Source organism: Mesorhizobium sp. M0296, from assembly GCF_040321675.1.
Taxonomy (GTDB): Bacteria; Pseudomonadota; Alphaproteobacteria; order Rhizobiales; family Rhizobiaceae; genus Mesorhizobium.
In genome coordinates this window covers 114,578-132,796 of record NZ_JAMYRZ010000001.1, presented here as the reverse complement: position 1 = coordinate 132,796, position 18,219 = coordinate 114,578, and the positions used below count along the sequence as shown (strand labels likewise).

The following is an 18,219-nucleotide window of genomic DNA, read 5'->3' as shown; positions in this document are numbered from 1 at the left end:
CAACCAAAAGTCCGTGCTCGGACCTTCGGACTCGTTTTGCCGTTTTGGCAATCACGACACTGCCGCGAATTCACAAAGGCGTTCCAAGGAGCCGACCGCGAAACGACGGAGGACCAAGTGAGAAGTCTGATCCGGACAGGATTGTCCGCAGCCGTTTCGGGTACGATCGTCAGCTTCGCCACGACAGTTGCATTGGCCCTGCTTGCCAGGCGGGAAGGCAAAGGCGCCCTGCAGCCCACGAATGCGACCAGCCACTGGCTCTATGGCGAGCAAGCCGCGTCGGTGCGGCGCGGCGACGTGGCGCACACGCTCGTCGGCTATGGCACGCATCACGCTTCCTCCATGTTCTGGGCATTCCTTTTCGAACTATGGCTCGCCTCGAGGCCGCCGCGTCCGTCGCTTCTGATATTTCGCGATGCGTTGGCGGCAGCGGCCATTGCCGCGGCGACAGATTATGGCTTCGTGCCGAAGCGGTTGACGCCAGGTTGGGAGACGATGCTGCCGAAGCGATCTATCGCGGCGACTTTTGCGGTGATGGCGGTCGGTCTAGCGATGGGCGGCATGATCAACAAGGAATTGCGCCGGCAGCATTAGGGACAGGGATTTGAGACAGATGCTTCGCACGGCGCGTTCACATCATCGCGACGGGCGGATCGCCGCGCTCGTCCCATTCTGCGGCATCTCCACCTCATCGGGAACCTTTCTCAAGGGACATGGTTCCGAATGTGCGGCGAAAGCGTGCTGCTCATTCCTGCTATCGCCAAGGAGATTCGACCATGAAGCTTCGCGAGTTGTTGGATCAAGTAAAGGACCTGCCGCCGGACACCTTGGTCTGTGCCGCCGAAATCGATGAAGCCTTTGCAGTCAACGTTGTTGGCGTTGAAGCTGTCGAGAGCGCCAGAATCCAAAGCCGCAAACCGGATGGCACCGAAGCTGTCGAACTCGCCAACGGGACCGACAAAGTCATCGTGATCCGCTGGTGAAAACCGGGGAAGTTGCGTTCAACAGCATGATGTTCCGCTCCACTGTGGGGTGCTGAATTGCGAATGCTGGCAGCGTATCGATGGCGGCGGTCGCCTATGGCTTGGTGGGCATGGCTTGGACGAAAGCCGCCATTTGGCGTTCGAGCGCTTTGAACGCGCTGCCGCGCCAGCTCTCGGCCATGGACGCCGATTTTGGATCAGGGAAAATTTCCTCTTCCCCTCGCGCCATGCCGTCCAGGATGCCTTTCGCGACGCTCTCCGCGGAACTCTTCGGTATATCGGCGTCTCTGCTCATGTCGGTGTCTATGGGACCGGACAGGACTGCATGAACGCTCACGCCACGAGCGCCGGCGAGAGCACGCAGCGATTGCGTCATGGAAAACGCGGCGGCCTTCGACAGTGAGTAGGACGGAATAATCGGGAACGGAACGAGAGCCGCTTCCGACAGGATGTTGACCACGGCGCCGCGCGAATGCGTGAGCAGCGGCAGGAATGCGTGGGTTACGCCATGCACGCCGAGCAGGTTGACGGCGAGGTGTCGCTCGAGCGCAGCACGATCGCCAAGATCGTCGTAGAGCCCGATGCCGGCGTTGTTGATGAGGACGTCGAGAGACCCGATCCGCTCGACAGCCGCCCCAATCTGCGCCGCGTCGGTCACGTCCAGGATCAGCGGCGTGACGCGCCGATCCGCGTGGGCCAGCGGTTTGCGCGCGCCGGCATAGACGCGCTTGGCACCCCGCCTCAATATTTCCTCGACCAGCGCCTTGCCGAGGCCGCGATTGGCCCCGGTCACGAGAACGGCTTTGTTTGTGACTTCCATTGATTTCGGCACGGCGATCTCTCCTCCTCTTGCATAAATGCAAGCCATTCGTTCTTGCATCATGCAAGTAGGGTATGATTTTCTGTTCCCACGCTTGGACGCCGTCTCCCCCGTTGCATTGCTCCAGGGCAGCCGGCGCCGTGACCAGGCGAACCTTGCAACTAGGACCCGACTTCCAATGTCGTGTAGGAGATCGGCGAAGGCCGCTCCAGGAAGGCGCCGGTTATTGCCGAAACGAAATTCTTCGCGTCCGCCGAGCGTAGAAAAGCGTCGCGCTCCTGCTTCGATGCCCAGCGCTCGACGCAGATGGTAACGTTGGGCTCGGCCTCCGAGCGAAAGACGCTATAGTCGATGCATCCGCTTTGCTTGCGGGCCGCCCCCGCCACGTCCCGCAGGGCATTCCGCACCTTGCTTTCGATGCCGGGCTTCGCCGCTGCCGTCGTCATGACGATCATCCCGGCGCCATCGCCTGCCGCCTTGCGCTCGACGGTGCGGGTATCCTCGCTTTGCGGCACGACCGTTGGGTTGGCGTTCTCTTCGCCCTTGTTGGGTTGCCCCTTGCCCGTCGAAATCAGCTCGCGGAGACTTGCGACATAGAAGCGCCACGAGTCATGGCAGACATCGTAGCATTCTTCGCTCGGCTTCAGCCCGACATGGGTGAAACGCAGCTCGGTCCCCTTTTCGGTCGGCGCGATTTCGAAGACCACGTCCGTGCCGGTCCACTCGGTCGCATCCCTGACGAAGTTGAAGTAGTTCAGAACGACGTGCCAGACGACCTTCTTGCCGGGCACAAGCTCCGTGACCTTGAACGTGCCGCGGTGGATATCCTTGAAATGATAGTAGAATATCGCACCGAGCTTGTTGGTATCGCCATCGATATCTTCGGACCACCAGGCGCGCGGATTGATAACCGCCGCAAAAACCTTTTCCGGGCTTTGCTCGACGACAAATGACGTCGTGTAATCTTCTTCCTTTTTCATGACATATCTCCTGTCTGGATCTGATTGGCTGATGGACACCCGAAATCTCGGGCGATGAAGTGGAGCGACGCTCTCTCGACCTCTGTCGCTTGCATCATGCAAGCACAATGCATACTTGCATGATGCAAGTCAATAGGGTATGTTCACACCATGCTTGGTCGTCTCTATGAAAAACAAAACTGCTCGGCCTCACGCGCCCTGGAGCTGGTCGGCGAGCGCTGGAGCCTGTTGATCCTGCGCGACGCGATATTCGGCGGCTGCACGCGCTTTTCGCAATTCCAGAAGAGCCTGGGGATCGCCACCAACATCCTGGCCAAGCGCCTCGAGGATTTCGTCGAGGCCGGCCTGATGGACCGTCGCCCGGGTGCCGCCGGCGAGCAGGCCGAATACGTCCTGACCCGGAAGGGGCTGGAATTCAAAACGGTCATTATCGCGCTGACCGAGTGGGGCGACAAATGGGTGCGGCCCGGACCCATCGTCTACTGCGACCAATCCGACGGCAAGCCGGTCGAGGTGCAATTGCGTCGCGCCGGCAATGGCAAGCGGGCCGACTTCGCCGACGTCGTGGCGGCCCTACGCTAGGCACGGCGGCGGCTCCGGCCCGCAGCACGATCCAAGACGAAGCTGTTTCGCATCGTGCCATAATGCCCGCATATCTCACCTCCCGAGGTTGCATCTGTAGGCCGGGTCTGGTGGGTAGTTCGCGGGAGGAAACATGTCCGTCGGGCAGCGATCGACTTTGCGGCAACGTCTTTTTTGCGGGACCGCGGCACGCCTGATCGCGTGCGGTGAGAAACGCCAGATTGCGCTTGGGGCTGGTCCGCGTCAGCGGAAGCTTGGGCAGCTTGCGGCAACAGGCAAGACGCAACCATTCGGTGGCCGTCGAGGGCGTCGTGGACGATCCCACCCACGCCATTAGGTTCAATAAGAAGTGGGAGGGAATTTAAAAAGTGGTGCCCCTAGCCGGGATCGAACCAGCACTCCTTGCGGAACTCGATTTTGAGTCGAGCGCGTCTACCAATTCCGCCATAGGGGCTCAGGCCGGGCGGCCTGGATGGGCGCGGACTATACGGTTGGAGGCCTGTTCGTCAACTGGCCAATTCCCGAGAACCTATCTAGCCCAAGCCTAGGCTTTCGATTTCGTCGTTGGAGGCTTCGGTCCATAGTGGGCATCTCAGCCCGTTTGAACCCTTCTACCGCAACAGCGGCCACAGAATGCCGATGAATACCGACGCCCCATCCATGAGCCAATGCGCCGTCGCCAGCGGCAGGATGCGGCGCACGCGCAGGTACACGAGGGTGATGAATGTCGAATGCGCGATTGGTGCCAAGAGCCGGTAGAGCATGAAGTGTGGGTCGAACGTCAGCGGCATCACCGCATGCTGAAACGACCAGGAAAACGCTACGACGGCAACGGCAAATCCCGTGCTTCCCGACAAGACTTGGAAACGCGGCAGAAGATAGCCGTTATAGGTGGTCTGCTCCGTAATGCCCCAGACCAACGGAAAGATCAGCACCCCGTAGAGCGCAGGCAAGAGCGGCAAAGGTCCGTATATTTGCGGTGCGTCAGGGTTGCCATAGACCAACAGGCTGCTGGCGGTGATCCCAGCGTAGATGAAAACGAGGCTCGGGAGGATGAGCGCAACGCCCAACAACAGATCGCGCCCCAAGCGGTTGCGATCGAAACCGACCAAATCGAGCAACGTGATGCCCTCGCGCCGCGCAAGGCACCAAAGGAGTCCAAGGCAGCCCGCGTCGATCAAGCTGCCATACACCGGCAGCCAAGCCCCTGCGTCGCGCCAGGGCGTCGCCGAACCGTGCGCAGCGTACACGGCCGCAACCAGGCCCTGCGCGGCAACAGCGAAAGCCGACCGCGCGAACAACATCAGGGCGGGGCCGGACCATGTCAGCGCGCCGGCAGATCGCCGCTCGAGAATGGCGGCACGGGAGTTCGGGATTATGGCTTCGCTCATGATCGATGAAGTTGGGATCGGCTTCCGAACGTTATGGTGGAAACGAGTTCAGCCAAGTCCGGTTTCCGGAGTGAAAGCAGAATGTATCGAGCCGGCCATGAGCAAAACATCATCACCGAGGGCGGCTCACATCTCCTCGAGAGCGTCGGCAATATAGCCGCCGGTCTGAAGCTTCCACAGTCGGGCATAGAGCCCGTCGCGCTCCAGCAGCGCCGATGGTTTTCCCTCCTCGACGATGCGGCCTTTGTCGAGGACGACGATCCGGTCCATCCTGGCAATCGTCGACAGGCGATGGGCGATGGCGATCACAGTTTTGCCTCCATCAGAAGAGCGAGCTTGTCCTGGACCGCCGCCTCGGCCTCGCTGTCCAATGCGGACGTCGCCTCATCGAGAACCAGGATTGGCGCGTCCTTGAGCAACACCCGGGCGATCGCGACGCGCTGACGCTGGCCGCCGGAAAGTTTTACCCCGCGGTCGCCGACGAAAGCGTCGTAGCCGGTGCGGCCTTCGCCATCTCTGAGATCGGCGATGAAGCCGTCGGCCTCGGCCAGCATCGCGGCGCGCTCCAACGCCTCCGGCGGGGCATCGGGCCGGCCATAACGGATGTTGTCGCCGACGGAGCGATGCAGCAGTGAGACGTCCTGGGTGGCGACGCCGATGCTCTCCCGAAGGCTGGCCTGGGTCACGCTACGGAGATCCTGCCCATCGATCAGGATCGCGCCGCCCTTCAGCTCGAAGAACCTCAGGAGCAGGCTGACAAGGGTCGACTTGCCGGCCCCGGAGAGGCCGACGAGCCCGACCTTCTCGCCTGCGCGCACGGTGAGCGACAGGTCTTCGATCACCCGTTGCCCCTCGCGGTATTCGAACTGGATGTTCTTGAACTCGACTTCGCCGGCCGTGACCTCGAGCGGCTTGGCGGTCGGCGCGTCTTTTATGGTCGGCGGCGTCGTCACGACCGGCATTGCGTCGCGGATCGTGCCCACCGCCTGGAAAATCTGCTGGCCCATCTGCAGGAAGGCACGGGAGTTGGCATTGAGCCGCTGCACGATGGCGATCGAAGCGGCGAACTGACCAACCGTGACGAAGCCGGCGACAAATCCCCAGAGCCCTATGGCAACGTTGGTGAGAAAGAGGGCAACGTTGAGCAGGACGACGCCCATATCGGTCATCAGATAGATGCGCCTTTCGCGCTGCTGGGTCTCGATGGCATTTTCCATCACGGTCCGCATCGCGCCCGCCTCGCTGTCTTCCGCCGCAAACAGCTTGACCATCTGAATGTTGCTGTGGAGGTCGGTCATGGCGCCGACCACGAGGCTTCGCCCCCGCGCCGAGCGGCGCGACCGCTCGGAATATTGGGGTACCGCCACCACCGCAATGGCGATGTTGGCGGAGATCCAGAGGAAAACCGGAAGCGCAAGCGGCCAGGACAACGCGCCAAGCAGAACGAGCGAACCGACGAGTTGCACCAGAAACAGCGGTATTCTGTAGAAGGCCACGACGATCTGCTGCTGCACGGCGGATGCGACTTGCGAAATGCGCGACGCCACCTGACCTGCGAAGAGGTCGTGGAAGAAGGCAAGATCCTGACGTTCCACCGCCTTGTGGCCCTGCCACTGCATCGCCGCCGGCATGCATACGGCCACCGTCTGCGAGTTCAGCGCATTGCCCACGAAGATGAGCAACGGCAGCACGGGGAAAACCAGCACGCCGAGCACGACCAGCGTCGGCCAGTCCTCCTGCAGGAAAACCGCCGCGCCCTTCGCGCTCACCCCATCGACGACGAACGAGGCCCCCCAAATCGTCGCAAGGTTGATCCCCTCGACCGCCATCATCAGGACGGTAATGGCCGCAAGGGTGCCGCGGAACATCCGCGCAAAATGCAGGAGCAGTGCAAACGGCCCGCTCGCAGGCAGCGGCGCGGGTGGAATATCCAGCGGACGGATGAGCTTCTCAAAGGCGCGATAAATGAAATCAGACAACGACATGGCGGCGCAAAGGGCGAAGCAGGGAGAGAGGATGCGACAGGAATCGCCGGTATTTAAACACGGATCGTGTTCGGCCGGAAAACCCACGATGTAATTGGAAACTGCCTTGACGCACTTCAGGCAGGCAAGTGTTCGACGCCATGGCTTGCTCGTCAATCAACTGGCCAAATCCCGACATCTGGGCTCGCTCAAGCCTCAGCCTTTCGATTTCGTGAAGCAGCTGCCATTGTGCAGCGCGGAAAATCTTTCTAGACAGGCGGCGCATGTCATTGAAGCGCACCTTGTCCGACGAGGTTGATGCGGGGCGCTTCCAAGTCTTGTTTGTACATGTCGTGATCCCAAGACCGCTTCTGGTTTGGGCGTGCATTAGGAGTGCCGATGCTTCGCGGACTTTACGACTGGACCTTGTCGCTGGCGGCGAGCAAATCCGCCGAATGGTGGCTGGCCTTCATCGCCTTCGTCGAGAGCTCGGTGTTCCTGGTGCCGGCCGACGTCCTCTATCTGCCGATGGCGCTGTCGCGGCCGGATCGCGCCTATCGTTACGCGCTGGTCGCCACCGTCGCCTCGGTGCTGGGCGGCATCGCCGGCTGGTTCATCGGCCATTATGCCTATGATGCGGTGGCGCGGCCGATCCTCGAATTTTATGGCAAATATGACGAGTTCGAAGCGATGCGCGTCTCATCGGGTGTCGGCTTCATCATCCTGATGCTGGTCACCTCCGGCCTCGCCCATCTGCCGCCGATCAAGGTTGTGACGATCCTGTCGGGCGTCATCGGTGTTCCTTTGCTGCTGTTCATCGTGCTGGCAATCGTGGCGCGCGGTGCTCGCTTCCTGTTTCTCGCGTGGCTGTTGCGCCGCTATGGCGAGCCGATCCGCCACTTCATCGAAAAGCGCCTTGGCCAGATTGCAGGCGCCGCCGCCGCTGCCCTGATTTTGCTCTATATTGTCGTCAAATACGCCGTCTGAACGGCATCGAACCGAATGGACTGAGTCCGATGACAGCGACCGTGAATGCCGATACCGGACGCCAGCGGCTGCGCACCGCCCTGTTTCTCGCTGTCGCCATGGCCGCCACGGTCGGCTCGGCGCTGGCCTTCCAGTATCTCGGCGGCTACATCCCCTGCAAGCTCTGCCTCGAGCAGCGCACGCCTTACTACGTCGGCGTGCCCTTGATGCTGCTGGCGGTGCTTGCGTCGGCTCTTCACGCGCCAGCCTGGGTAAGCCGTGGCCTGCTGGCTATTGGCGGCCTGCTGATGCTCTACGGCGTCTATCTCGGCGTTTATCACTCCGGCGTCGAATGGGCGTGGTGGCCAGGCCCGACCGATTGCACCGCAGCCGCCGGGCCGGTGGACACCGGCGGCAAGGGCGTGCTCGATGCGCTCGACAAATTCGTCCCGCCCTCCTGCGACAAGGCGGCGCTCCGCATCCTCGGCCTGTCGCTGGCCGGCTGGAACGCCATCGCCAGCTTTGTCCTGACGGTCGTAGCCTTCCGCAGCGCCTTCGCCCGCGACTGAGCGGCACAACGCAGAGTTCGTCCAGAAATTCGTCAGGCCGGAGTGCATGACGTGGCTTTCGAGAACCGGAGCGGAGCGTACTAGTCTAAAGTACGTGAGCACCGGAAGCGCGGAAAGCTGCGTCAGGCGACCGGCATGGCGGATTTCTGCCGAACTCTATGGTTCGAGTTCGACATCCCAGTACAGATAATCCATCCAGCTTTCGTGTAGATGGTTGGGCGGGAACAGCCGGCCGTTATTATGCAAATCATGCACCGTCGGCTGGTAGGGCTTCTGCAGCGGCCACATCTTGGCGTGGGCCGGCATCATGCCGCCCTTCCTCAGATTGCAGGGCGAGCAGGCAGCGACGACATTCTCCCAGGTCGTGGCGCCGCCGCGATGGCGAGGAATGACATGGTCGAACGTCAGATCGTCCGGCGTGCCGCAATATTGGCATTGGAAACGGTCACGCAGGAAGACGTTGAAACGGGTAAACGCCGGATGCCTCGACGGCTTCACGTAAGCCTTCAGGCTGACGACGCTCGGCAGCTTCATCGAAAAGGTCGGTGAAGAGACGGCGTGTTCGTATTCGGCGACGATGTTCACCCTCTCGAGGAACACCGCCTTGATGGCATCCTGCCAGGACCAGAGCGACAGGGGGTAATAGCTGAGCGGACGGTAATCCGCATTCAGCACCAGCGCTGGAAGCCCATCCGGAGATACGGCAACCGTCACGTCGTTGACCTCCTTCACCCTAGAACCGGTCGACGCGGATACTGTAAGCCCGACATGACAGGGATGTGAAGCGGATTGTCGATCATGCCGGGTCTCAAAAACGCATGATTTCAATGCTTTTTTGCGGATTCAGGCCGGAGGCGCGGCATCCCTGCCCTTCAATTCGCGATAATAAGCCCAGAAAAGCCGCGATGCGACACCGCGCCACGGGCTCCATGATTCGGCAAGCCGGATCAGCATTTTCTCCGGCGGACGCGGGTCGATGCCGAGCGCATGGCCGACCGCGCTCTGCAATGCTACGTCGCGCGCCGGAAAGATATCTGGGTGTCCGGCGGCAAACAAAAGGTAGACTTCAGCCGTCCACGAGCCGATGCCCGGCACCTTGGTCATGGCCGCGATCGCCTCGCTTGCATCGAGCCGGCACAGGTGATCGAGGTCGAGTCCCTCGGCCACCGCCCGGGCGACGGCAACCAGGCCGCGCTGCTTGGGCCGCGACAGCCCGGCCTCGCGAAAGATCGCCTCGTCGGCGGCAAGTATCGCCTGCGGCGTCAGCGGATCGAGCAGTCTCGTCAGCCGGCCGAAGATGGCATCGGCGCTCGCGCGGGACACTTGTTGTGAAACGACGATCGAGGCAAGGCTCCTGAACCCCGGCTCCGACAGCCTGAGCGGCACCTCGCCGGCCATGCCGCGCACTTTTTCCAGGCGTGGGTCGAGCAAGCATAGCCTATCCAGCCCTTGCGCAATGTCGTCGAGACTGGCGATGCGTTGCATGTCTGCTTGTTCCAAAATCAAAAGTGCCGCACGCTTCGTCACGTGTCCCTCTGGACGCACGACGCCACCGGCGCAAAGTAGCAATTGGCGAAAGCGCCACACAACCCGATTGCCGCCGGACAATGACACTGCTGACATTCCGCTTCGCGCCGAGCCCGAACGGCGAACTGCATCTCGGCCATGCCTATTCGGCGCTGCTCAATCAGAAATTGGCAAAGGCGGCGGGCGGACGCCTGCTGCTGCGCGTCGAGGATATCGACACGACGCGCTGCACGCCGGAATTCGAGGCAGGCATTTTTCGCGACCTGAAATGGCTGGGGCTTGGCTGGGAGGAACCGGTGCGCCGCCAGTCCGAGCATTTTGCCGAATATCGGGCGATGCTCGAGCGGCTGATCAAGGAAGAACTTGTCTACCCGGCCTTCATGAGCAGAAGTGAGATCCGCGCCTTTATCGCCGACAGCGAGAAGCGTGGCCGCGACTGGCCGCGCGACCCGGACGGCGTGCCGCTCTATCCCGCCGCCGACAAGGCGTTGACGGCGAGCGAACGCGAGCGGCGCGTCGCCGAAAATGTGCCATTTGCCTGGCGGCTGGACGTCGATGCGGCAATAGCGCGCGCCGGCAAGGACCTGTCATGGGCCGAATACACGGACGAGACGCTCTCCGCGACGCGTCGTGTCGAAGCCCATCCGCAGGATTGGGGCGATGTGGTCGTGGCGCGCCGCGAAATCCCGACCAGTTATCACCTCGCCGTCACCATGGACGACGCGCTGCAGGGCGTCAGCCATGTCGTGCGCGGCCAGGACCTTTATTCCGCGACCAGCGTGCAGCGGCTGCTTCAGCAACTGCTTGGCCTGCCGCAGCCGGCCTATTTTCACCATCGCCTGATCCTCGGCCCGGACGGACGAAAACTGTCGAAGAGCCTTGGCGATACCGGCCTTGCCGCCCAGCGTAAGGCGGGCGCATCGCCCGCCGATCTCAAGTGGCTGGTCGGTCTCTAGACTAGACCGGTGAGCTCGCGGCCATCAACGGCGCTCCTTCAATTCAAATGACTCTATGGATCAACCGTTTGGTTTTGCTTGCCGGCCCGAACGGCATTAAGCAGTCGCCGCAGTCGATCCCTCACCCGAATTCATCGCGGCCTCCGGAAATGCACAGCCTCAAGCGGTTCATCCCCGCCTCTTTCGTCGTCCTGTGGGCGACCGGCTTCATCGGCGCGCGCTATGCCATGCCGTGGGCGGAGCCCTTTACGTTCCTGGCCGCGCGCTTTGTCCTGGCCGCAATCCTGCTTGTCGCTTTGATGGCCGCACTTGGTTCGAGCCGCGCCACCCGCGATGAGGCGCTGCACGCGACCGGTGCCGGCATCCTGATGCATGGCATCTATCTCGGCGGCGTGTTCTGGGCAATCCACCGGGGCATGCCCGCCGGACTTTCAGCCCTGATCGTCGGCCTGCAGCCGCTGATCACGGCAGTGCTCGCCGGCCGGCTTCTCGGCGAGGCCATCCTGCCGCGCCACTGGGCCGGTCTCGGCCTCGGGTTGATCGGCGTGGTGATCGTGCTTTGGCCGAAGCTCGGTGCGCTCGGCGGCGGCGTGACGGCCGAGACACTGGGCGCCTCGCTGGTCTCGGTACTCGGCATGAGCGCCGGCACCATCTGGCAGAAGCGCTTTGCTTCCGGCGGCGATCTGGTGGCTGCCACGTTCTGGCAATATGTCGGCGGCGCATCGGTGATGGCTCTGGCCTCGCTCGCCTTCGAGACCCGAACGGTCATCGTCAACGGCGAACTGATCTTCGCCATGGCCTGGCTCGTGCTGGTGCTGTCGATCGGAGCCATCTTCCTGTTGATGGTGATGATCCGCGACGGCGAAATGTCGAAGGTCGCCTCGCTGTTTTACCTCGTGCCGGCTGTCACCGCGGTCATCGCCTGGGCATTGTTCGGTGAGCACTTGAGCCCGCTCCAGATCGCCGGCATGGCGATCGCGACGCTCGGCGTCGGGCTGGCGACGGCTCAGCCGCCGACGCGGGCACGCGCCTCTAAATAGCGGCTGATCGCGGCGTTGAGCTCGCCACCGAGGATGAAGATCGCTGAGACGATATAGAGGAACACGACGGCGATCATGATCGAGGCGAGGCCGGCATAGGTCGTCACATAGGACGAGAAATGATCGAGATAGGCGGCGAAGATGGTCGACCCGATGAGCCAGCCGACCAGCGTGAAGATGATGCCAGGCACGATCGAAACGAGGCGGCGCTTGCCGGCCGGCAACCAGAAATGCACGGCGAACAGGCCGCCGATGATGACTACCGAGGCGATGACGTAACGCCACAGCGTGATCGTGCCCATATAGGGTTTTATCCATTCGAAATGCGACTCGGCCAGCCGTGCCAGCAATGGCGCGAAGACCAGCAGCACGCTGATCGCCAAAAACCCGGCCGTCGCGATCAGCACGAAGATGATACTCTGCACCCGCCGATAGATGATGCCGCGCGTTTCCGAGACACGATAGGCCCGGTTGAGCGAGGTGCGCAGCGCCTCGATGCCGTTCGAGGCGAAATATCCGGCAAGCACGATACCGTAGGTCAACAGGTCACTGCGCCGGACGGTAAGCACGTTGAGCACCTCGCGCGCGATCGGTTTGGCGATCTGCTCGGGCCATGTGTCGAACACAAGGTGCACGGCGGTGTCGGCGAAAGCCTGCGCGCCGAAAAAACTCGCCAGCGTCGTGGCGAAGATCAGGAAAGGAAAAAGCGCCATCAGCGCGGTGATCGCCAGATGGCTGGCCATTGCCCAGCCGTCGTCGGTGTTGAAATGGCCGAGCGCGTCGTAGAGGACGCGTTTGAGGGCTACGATCTTCCGCAACAAGAACCGCGTTCCCTTCGATTGTCCCGACGCCGCGAATATGGGAAGGGTTTGCGGTAAATGACAACCCTAGGCCAAACCACCATTCCTCCCGGAGAAGAGTTGCGCACCATCATTGTCACAGGTGCCTCTTCCGGTATAGGCGCCTATTGCGCCCATGCTCTTAAGAAGGAAGGCTGGCGGGTGTTCGCAACGGCCCGAAAGCCCGAAGATATCGCTGCGCTCGAGGCCGACGGCATCGAGGCCTTTTATCTGGACTACACCGAGTCCGGATCGATCGAGGCGCTGGTGGCGTCGGTGCTGGAACGGACCGACGGCCGGCTCGATGCGCTCTTCAACAATGGCGCCTACGGACAGCCCGGCGCCGTCGAGGACCTGCCGGTCGAGGCTTTACGGCAGCAGTTCGAGGCCAATGTCTTTGGCTGGCATGACCTCACTCGCCGTGTCGTACCGGTGATGCGCCGCCAAGGCCATGGTCGTCTCGTTCATTGCTCATCGATCCTCGGCCTGGCGCCGGTGCCTTTCCGCGGCGCCTACTCGGCATCGAAGCACGCTATCGAAGGGCTGATGCTGTCCCTCTACCAAGAACTCCTCGGCAGCGGAATCCATGTTTCGCTGATCGAGCCGGGGCCGGTGAAATCGAAGATCGCCAGCAACAGCCTTGCGTGGTTCCTGGCAAATATCGATCACGAGAAGTCCGTTCATCGTCTCGCCTATGCGGCGCAACTCAAACGGCTGCGGGCCGGCGGCAGCACATCGCGGCTGAAGCCCGGGCCGGAGGTGGTTTATTCCGCCTTGCATCATGCGCTTCTGTCGCGGCGCCCGCGCCCGCATTATGTGGTAACAGTGCCGGCCAGGATCGGCGCGATCCTTAAACGCATCCTGCCGCCATCGGTACTCTACCGTCTGCTCGCCAAACGCGCCTGAACGCAATCCAACTGGAACACACCATGGCAACCGTTTTCAACATCCTCGCCGTTCTCGTCATGGTCGCCGTGGTGATCGTGCTGATCCGCGGCCTCATCAACATGATGCGCGGCGGCTCCAGCATGACCTCCAACAAGCTGATGCAGACGCGCGTGCTCTTGCAGTTCGTGGCCTTGGTGCTGATCATGCTGGCGGTGTATTTCACCCGTAAGTGACGCAGCAGCCACCAGCCGGGAGGTAACCCGTGGTCAAGCTCAACAAGATCTACACCCGCACTGGCGACGATGGCACCACCGGTCTCGGCTCTGGCGAGCGGCGGCTGAAATCCGACCTTCGCATCGACGCCTACGGCACGGTCGACGAGGCCAATGCCTGCATCGGCATGGCCCGCATTCATACCGCGGCAGTAAATCCGGCGATCGATGCGATGCTCGGCCGCATCCAGAACGACCTTTTCGACCTCGGCGCCGATCTGGCAGTCCCCGATAATGGCAAGCCGCTCGACTACGAGCCGTTGCGCATCATCGCCTCGCAGACCGACCGCATCGAACAGGACATCGATCTCCTCAACAAGGACCTTGAGCCGCTCAAATCCTTCGTGCTCAACGGCGGTACGCCGGCAGCGGCTGCCCTTCACCTCGCCCGCACGGTGGCCCGCCGCGCCGAGCGCATCATGGTGGCGCTGTCGCAAGACCCGGACGAGCACGTCAACCGCGAGGCGATAAGATACATCAACCGTGTCTCGGACTTTCTGTTCGTCGCCGCACGCGCGGTCAATGACAATGGAAATGCCGACGTGCTATGGGTTCCCGGCAAGAACCGCTGAATCCGCCGGAAGCGGGAGAGGCCCGATGTTCATCCCGCTTTACGACACCAACCGGCTGCGGCACATCAAGCTGCAATATGTAACGATCAGCCTGATCGCGCTCAACGTGCTGATCTACTTTGTCACCACACTGGGCGGCGAGGATTTCGCCAACGCCGCGGTGCTGGGCCTCGGTTTCATCCCGTCGGTTGTGCATGACAGCGTCGAGCTCGCTCCGCAATTTGTCGTCATTCCGGAGAGCCTGAGCTATCTGACCTATTCCTTCCTGCACGCGGATATCTTCCACCTCGGCGGCAACATGCTGTTCCTGTGGGTGTTCGGCGACAATGTCGAGGATGCACTCGGCCATGTCCGCTACCTCGTCTTCTACCTGCTTTGCGCCATCGCCGGCGCTTTCTTCCAGGGTCTGGTTGCCTGGGATTCGCAGGTGCCGCTGATTGGCGCGTCGGGCGCCATCGCCGGTGTGGTCGCCGCCTATCTGATCCTTTATCCGCGGGTGAAGGTATGGGTGCTGGTTTTCGCGCGCATTCCGTTGCGCATCCCGGCCTTCATCCCGCTGATCCTGTGGATCCTGTTCCAGATCTTCATGTTCGCCCAGGGGGGCGAGGATCAGGTTTCCTGGGCCTGCCATATCGGCGGCATCATCGCTGGAGCCGTGCTGGTGCTTGTCTTGCGCAGCCGCGGCGTACCGCTACTCGCCGGCGCAGACGAGGAGCCGGCCGTGGTCGCCGGTCCGGTGCCCGTAGCCGTGGAGCCGGCGCCAAGCGACCCACAACCTGCGCAGCCGGCGCCGCGCTGGGGCCGAGGGACCGTTTCCGGTCCGGACTGAACCGATTTGAGTGCTTCGCCGAGGATCCGAGTGCGCCCCGGATATTGACGCGCGGGATCGCCGCAACTACGGAACAGCCACCCTACTGGCGTGGCGAAGACCAGAATTCCGTCCGGAATGTCGGCTTTCGACAACTCTGAAGAGGTGCACGCTGCTATAGCGCGCCCGACGAGCGTGAAGAGACTATCGTGAAAGAGGTGACAGGCAAATGAAGATCCTTGTGCCCGTGAAGCGGGTTGTGGATGCGAACGTCAAGGTCCGGGTGAAGGCGGACGGTTCGGCGGTGGAACTCGCCAACGTCAAGATGGCGATGAACCCGTTCGACGAGATCGCGGTCGAAGAGGCGATCCGGCTGAAGGAAGCTGGCAGGGCCGAAGAGATCATCGTCGTGTCGATCGGGCCGCAGCAGGCACAGGAGACCTTGCGCACGGCGCTCGCCATGGGCGCCGACCGCGCCATCCTGGTCAAGACCGACGAGCAGACTGAGCCGCTGGGCGTCGCCAAGGTGCTGAAGGGCGTCGTCGAGGCAGAACAGCCCGGCCTTGTCATTCTCGGCAAGCAGGCGATCGACGACGATTCCAACCAGACCGGCCAGATGCTGGCCGCACTTCTCGGCTGGGCGCAGGGCACCTTCGCCTCCAAGATCGTGCTCGACGGTGACAAGGCCACGGTGACGCGCGAGGTCGATGGCGGCCTGCAGACGCTGGAACTGAAGATGCCGGCGATCGTCACGGCCGATTTGCGGCTGAACCAGCCACGCTACGCGTCTCTGCCCAACATCATGAAGGCCAAGAAGAAGCCGCTCGACGAGAAGAGCCCTGCCGATTACGGCGCCGACGTCAAGCCACGGCTTAAAGTGATCAAGACCGAGGAGCCGGGCGGCCGCAAGGCGGGCGTCAAGGTCAAGAGCGTCGCCGAACTGGTAGACAAGCTGAAGAACGAAGCCGGCGTGCTCTAAGGAAATCCGATGAGGCCGGCCTGCAACGGCCGGTTTCTCCGCTTCCGGTGCTCACGTACTGAAGTACGCTCCGCTCCGGTTCTCGAAACCAACCGTTTTCGGCTCGGCCTGACCGGATTTCAGGAGCCTCGAAGACGAAAGTCAGGAAAACATCATGGCTATTCTTCTGATTGCCGAACACGACAACGCTGCGCTTTCCGACCAGACCGCCAAGGCGCTTTCGGCGGCGCTGCAGATCGGTTCGGACGTGCATGTGCTGGTTGCCGGCAAAGGTGCCAAGCCGGCAGCGGACGCCGCCGCCAAGCTCAAGGGCGTCACCAAGGTGCTGCTCGCCGACGCCGACGAACTGACCGAGCGTCTCGCCGAACCGCTGGCGGCACTCGTCGTTTCGCTTGCTGAGCCATACGAGACGATCATCGCGCCGGCGACCTCGTCGGGCAAGAACGTCGCGCCCCGCGTGGCGGCGCTGCTCGATGTCGCCCAGATATCTGAAATCATCGAAGTCGTGTCGTCCGACACCTTCAAGCGGCCGATCTATGCCGGCAACGCCATCCAGACGGTGCAGTCCAGTGACGCCAAGAAGGTCATCACGGTGCGTACCGCTTCCTTCCAGGCAGCGCCCGAGGGCGGTTCCGCGCCGGTCGAGACGGTCCAGGCGGCGGCCAATCCCGGCCTGTCGAGCTTTGTCGAGAACAAGCTCTCCGAGACCGACCGTCCAGAGCTGACCTCGGCCAAGATCATCATCTCGGGCGGCCGTGCGCTGGGCTCCTCCGAGAAGTTCCAGGAGGTCATCCTGCCGGTCGCCGACAAGCTCGGTGCGGCGGTTGGCGCATCTCGCGCCGCCGTCGATGCCGGCTATGCGCCGAACGACTGGCAGGTCGGCCAGACCGGCAAGGTGGTAGCGCCCGACCTTTATATTGCCGTCGGCATCTCCGGTGCCATCCAGCACCTTGCCGGCATGAAGGATTCGAAGGTGATCGTTGCCATCAACAAGGACGAGGAAGCGCCGATCTTCCAGGTCGCCGACTACGGTCTCGTCGGCGATCTCTTCGTCATTCTGCCGGAACTGCAAAAGGCGCTTTGACGCCTTCTGCCAAAGCGTATTAAATTCTGAGGGGTGGGGTAGACGAAGTCGCCCCGCCCTTTTAGTTTGCACTGCACAAAAAACGGGCCGCAAAGGCCTCGACGGGATCGGGTAATGAGCAAGATCGAGACGATCGGCATCATCGGCGCGGGCCAGATGGGTGGCGGCATCGCCCATGTGTCGGCGCTGGCGGGCTATAAGGTGCTGGTTTACGATATTTCGCCCGACCGCATCGAAAAGGGCATCGCTACGATCAGCGGCAACATGGCCCGTCAGGTCGGCTCCGGCAAACTCGAGGAAAAGCTGCGCAATGAGGCGATGGCGCGCATTTCGTCGGCACCGACCATGGCCGACCTTGCGGGCGCCGATCTGGTGATCGAAGCAGCGACCGAGGACGAGACGGTCAAGCGCAAGATCTATGCCCAGCTCTGCCCGCAGCTCAACCCCGAGGCCATCCTGGCGACGAACACGTCATCGATCTCGATCACACGGCTGGCTTCGCAGACCGACCGGCCGGAACGCTTCATCGGCATACATTTCATGAATCCGGTTCCGGTGATGAAGCTGGTCGAACTGGTGCGCGGCATCGCCACCGAGGACCAGACCTTCGAGGCGGCAAAAACCTATGTGAAGCAGCTCGACAAGACGATCACCGTCTCGGAGGATTTCCCGGCCTTCATCGTCAACCGCATCCTGCTGCCGATGATCAACGAGGCGATCTACACGCTCTATGAAGGTGTCGGCTCGGTCGACGCCATCGATACCGCCATGAAGCTCGGCGCCAACCATCCGATGGGGCCGCTGCAGCTTGCCGATTTCATCGGGCTCGATACCTGCCTGTCGATCATGCAGGTGCTGCATGACGGGCTGTCGGATTCGAAATACCGCCCCTGCCCGCTGCTGGTCAAATATGTCGAGGCCGGCTGGCTCGGCCGCAAGACCGGGCGCGGCTTCTACGACTATCGCGGCGAGCATCCCGTTCCGACACGCTGATCGCCT

Annotated in this window: 20 protein-coding genes, 1 tRNA gene and 1 pseudogene; 14 read left to right on the top strand and 8 right to left on the bottom strand. The window is 62.2% G+C overall.

Annotated features, from left to right (window positions below):
- The first annotated feature begins 117 nt into the window (after positions 1 to 117).
- Both NKI97_RS00685 and NKI97_RS00680 read left to right on the top strand, forming a co-directional pair.
- A complete protein-coding gene (locus NKI97_RS00685) occupies positions 118 to 594 on the top strand; it encodes a hypothetical protein (protein ID WP_352832142.1) in 477 nt (158 codons plus the stop codon).
- A 182-nt stretch (positions 595 to 776) separates the two neighbouring features.
- Positions 777 to 983, top strand: coding sequence for a hypothetical protein (locus NKI97_RS00680; RefSeq protein WP_023677964.1), 207 nt, complete (start codon positions 777 to 779; stop codon positions 981 to 983).
- 94 nt (positions 984 to 1,077) lie between these two features.
- On the opposite strand, the gene NKI97_RS00675 is transcribed toward NKI97_RS00680, so the two are convergent.
- Together NKI97_RS00675 and NKI97_RS00670 are read right to left on the bottom strand one after the other, a co-directional pair.
- On the bottom strand, positions 1,078 to 1,815 hold the full coding sequence (locus tag NKI97_RS00675; protein WP_352832139.1) for an SDR family NAD(P)-dependent oxidoreductase: 738 nt from the start codon (positions 1,813 to 1,815) through the stop codon (positions 1,078 to 1,080).
- A gap of 149 nt (positions 1,816 to 1,964) precedes the next feature.
- Positions 1,965 to 2,783, bottom strand: coding sequence for an antibiotic biosynthesis monooxygenase (locus NKI97_RS00670; protein WP_352452435.1), 819 nt, complete (start codon positions 2,781 to 2,783; stop codon positions 1,965 to 1,967).
- A gap of 150 nt (positions 2,784 to 2,933) precedes the next feature.
- Between NKI97_RS00670 and NKI97_RS00665 the strand changes: the two genes are divergently transcribed.
- Positions 2,934 to 3,365: a winged helix-turn-helix transcriptional regulator gene (locus tag NKI97_RS00665; RefSeq protein ID WP_352452436.1), complete on the top strand. Its 432-nt coding sequence runs from the start codon at positions 2,934 to 2,936 to the stop codon at positions 3,363 to 3,365.
- A gap of 369 nt (positions 3,366 to 3,734) precedes the next feature.
- On the opposite strand, the gene NKI97_RS00660 is transcribed toward NKI97_RS00665, so the two are convergent.
- The 3 genes and pseudogenes from NKI97_RS00660 to NKI97_RS00650 all read right to left on the bottom strand — a co-directional run bounded on the left by NKI97_RS00660 (position 3,735) and on the right by NKI97_RS00650 (position 6,741).
- A tRNA-Leu gene (locus NKI97_RS00660) sits at positions 3,735 to 3,819 on the bottom strand.
- Between the two features lie 157 nt (positions 3,820 to 3,976).
- Positions 3,977 to 4,756, bottom strand: coding sequence for a CPBP family glutamic-type intramembrane protease (locus NKI97_RS00655; RefSeq protein ID WP_352452437.1), 780 nt, complete (start codon positions 4,754 to 4,756; stop codon positions 3,977 to 3,979).
- Between the two features lie 126 nt (positions 4,757 to 4,882).
- Positions 4,883 to 6,741 (bottom strand): annotated as a pseudogene (locus NKI97_RS00650) (ABC transporter ATP-binding protein).
- Between the two features lie 378 nt (positions 6,742 to 7,119).
- Here NKI97_RS00650 and NKI97_RS00645 point away from each other — a divergent pair.
- Positions 7,120 to 7,707: a YqaA family protein gene (locus NKI97_RS00645; protein WP_023677958.1), complete on the top strand. Its 588-nt coding sequence runs from the start codon at positions 7,120 to 7,122 to the stop codon at positions 7,705 to 7,707.
- A gap of 29 nt (positions 7,708 to 7,736) precedes the next feature.
- Positions 7,737 to 8,255 (top strand): disulfide bond formation protein B, encoded by a 519-nt coding sequence (locus tag NKI97_RS00640; RefSeq protein ID WP_352452439.1) that lies wholly within the window; start codon positions 7,737 to 7,739, stop codon positions 8,253 to 8,255.
- Between the two features lie 156 nt (positions 8,256 to 8,411).
- Here NKI97_RS00640 and NKI97_RS00635 read toward each other — a convergent pair whose 3' ends face one another.
- Entirely contained in the window at positions 8,412 to 8,969 is a 558-nt protein-coding gene (locus NKI97_RS00635) for an HNH endonuclease (RefSeq protein ID WP_023677956.1), read from the bottom strand.
- A gap of 129 nt (positions 8,970 to 9,098) precedes the next feature.
- On the bottom strand, positions 9,099 to 9,740 hold the full coding sequence (locus NKI97_RS00630) for a DNA-3-methyladenine glycosylase family protein (protein WP_023677955.1): 642 nt from the start codon (positions 9,738 to 9,740) through the stop codon (positions 9,099 to 9,101).
- Positions 9,741 to 9,862: 122 nt separating this feature from the next.
- Between NKI97_RS00630 and gluQRS the strand changes: the two genes are divergently transcribed.
- Together gluQRS and NKI97_RS00620 are read left to right on the top strand one after the other, a co-directional pair.
- The gene (gluQRS, locus tag NKI97_RS00625; RefSeq protein ID WP_352452440.1) at positions 9,863 to 10,738 is read left to right on the top strand and encodes a tRNA glutamyl-Q(34) synthetase GluQRS; all 876 of its coding nucleotides are present in this window, start codon (positions 9,863 to 9,865) and stop codon (positions 10,736 to 10,738) included.
- Between the two features lie 149 nt (positions 10,739 to 10,887).
- On the top strand, positions 10,888 to 11,778 hold the full coding sequence (locus NKI97_RS00620; protein WP_023677953.1) for a DMT family transporter: 891 nt from the start codon (positions 10,888 to 10,890) through the stop codon (positions 11,776 to 11,778).
- On the opposite strand, the gene NKI97_RS00615 is transcribed toward NKI97_RS00620, so the two are convergent.
- The gene (locus tag NKI97_RS00615; protein WP_031212039.1) at positions 11,745 to 12,599 is read right to left on the bottom strand and encodes a YihY/virulence factor BrkB family protein; all 855 of its coding nucleotides are present in this window, start codon (positions 12,597 to 12,599) and stop codon (positions 11,745 to 11,747) included. The genes NKI97_RS00620 and NKI97_RS00615 overlap by 34 nt on opposite strands.
- Positions 12,600 to 12,656: 57 nt before the next feature.
- On the opposite strand from NKI97_RS00615, the gene NKI97_RS00610 reads away from it, so the two are divergent.
- The 7 genes from NKI97_RS00610 (at position 12,657) to NKI97_RS00580 (ending at position 18,213) form a co-directional block, all read left to right on the top strand.
- Entirely contained in the window at positions 12,657 to 13,523 is an 867-nt protein-coding gene (locus NKI97_RS00610; RefSeq protein ID WP_352832133.1) for an SDR family oxidoreductase, read from the top strand.
- 23 nt (positions 13,524 to 13,546) lie between these two features.
- Entirely contained in the window at positions 13,547 to 13,738 is a 192-nt protein-coding gene (locus NKI97_RS00605; RefSeq protein WP_023677950.1) for a twin transmembrane helix small protein, read from the top strand.
- Between the two features lie 29 nt (positions 13,739 to 13,767).
- Positions 13,768 to 14,349, top strand: coding sequence for a cob(I)yrinic acid a,c-diamide adenosyltransferase (locus tag NKI97_RS00600; RefSeq protein ID WP_023677949.1), 582 nt, complete (start codon positions 13,768 to 13,770; stop codon positions 14,347 to 14,349).
- A 25-nt stretch (positions 14,350 to 14,374) separates the two neighbouring features.
- Complete coding sequence (locus tag NKI97_RS00595) at positions 14,375 to 15,178, top strand: rhomboid family intramembrane serine protease (RefSeq protein ID WP_352456677.1); 804 nt, start codon at positions 14,375 to 14,377, stop codon at positions 15,176 to 15,178.
- A gap of 208 nt (positions 15,179 to 15,386) precedes the next feature.
- Entirely contained in the window at positions 15,387 to 16,136 is a 750-nt protein-coding gene (locus NKI97_RS00590) for an electron transfer flavoprotein subunit beta/FixA family protein (protein ID WP_352452443.1), read from the top strand.
- A 154-nt stretch (positions 16,137 to 16,290) separates the two neighbouring features.
- Positions 16,291 to 17,220, top strand: coding sequence for an electron transfer flavoprotein subunit alpha/FixB family protein (locus NKI97_RS00585; RefSeq protein WP_352832130.1), 930 nt, complete (start codon positions 16,291 to 16,293; stop codon positions 17,218 to 17,220).
- 114 nt (positions 17,221 to 17,334) lie between these two features.
- Positions 17,335 to 18,213 (top strand): 3-hydroxybutyryl-CoA dehydrogenase, encoded by an 879-nt coding sequence (locus tag NKI97_RS00580; protein WP_352832127.1) that lies wholly within the window; start codon positions 17,335 to 17,337, stop codon positions 18,211 to 18,213.
- Positions 18,214 to 18,219: the final 6 nt, after the last annotated feature.

Bases quoted from the DNA above. Each gene is read 5' to 3' on its own strand.
- gluQRS (WP_352452440.1), top strand. From the start codon at position 9,863: ATGACACTGCTGACATTCCGCTTCGCGCCGAGCCCGAACGGCGAACTG.
- NKI97_RS00590 (WP_352452443.1), top strand. From the start codon at position 15,387: ATGAAGATCCTTGTGCCCGTGAAGCGGGTTGTGGATGCGAACGTCAAG.
- NKI97_RS00655 (WP_352452437.1), bottom strand. From the start codon at position 4,756: ATGAGCGAAGCCATAATCCCGAACTCCCGTGCCGCCATTCTCGAGCGG.
- NKI97_RS00610 (WP_352832133.1), top strand. From the start codon at position 12,657: ATGACAACCCTAGGCCAAACCACCATTCCTCCCGGAGAAGAGTTGCGC.
- NKI97_RS00620 (WP_023677953.1), top strand. From the start codon at position 10,888: ATGCACAGCCTCAAGCGGTTCATCCCCGCCTCTTTCGTCGTCCTGTGG.
- NKI97_RS00605 (WP_023677950.1), top strand. From the start codon at position 13,547: ATGGCAACCGTTTTCAACATCCTCGCCGTTCTCGTCATGGTCGCCGTG.
- NKI97_RS00585 (WP_352832130.1), top strand. From the start codon at position 16,291: ATGGCTATTCTTCTGATTGCCGAACACGACAACGCTGCGCTTTCCGAC.
- NKI97_RS00580 (WP_352832127.1), top strand. From the start codon at position 17,335: ATGAGCAAGATCGAGACGATCGGCATCATCGGCGCGGGCCAGATGGGT.
- NKI97_RS00640 (WP_352452439.1), top strand. From the start codon at position 7,737: ATGACAGCGACCGTGAATGCCGATACCGGACGCCAGCGGCTGCGCACC.
- NKI97_RS00630 (WP_023677955.1), bottom strand. From the start codon at position 9,740: ATGCAACGCATCGCCAGTCTCGACGACATTGCGCAAGGGCTGGATAGG.
- NKI97_RS00595 (WP_352456677.1), top strand. From the start codon at position 14,375: ATGTTCATCCCGCTTTACGACACCAACCGGCTGCGGCACATCAAGCTG.
- NKI97_RS00645 (WP_023677958.1), top strand. From the start codon at position 7,120: ATGCTTCGCGGACTTTACGACTGGACCTTGTCGCTGGCGGCGAGCAAA.
- NKI97_RS00670 (WP_352452435.1), bottom strand. From the start codon at position 2,783: ATGAAAAAGGAAGAAGATTACACGACGTCATTTGTCGTCGAGCAAAGC.
- NKI97_RS00680 (WP_023677964.1), top strand. From the start codon at position 777: ATGAAGCTTCGCGAGTTGTTGGATCAAGTAAAGGACCTGCCGCCGGAC.
- NKI97_RS00665 (WP_352452436.1), top strand. From the start codon at position 2,934: ATGCTTGGTCGTCTCTATGAAAAACAAAACTGCTCGGCCTCACGCGCC.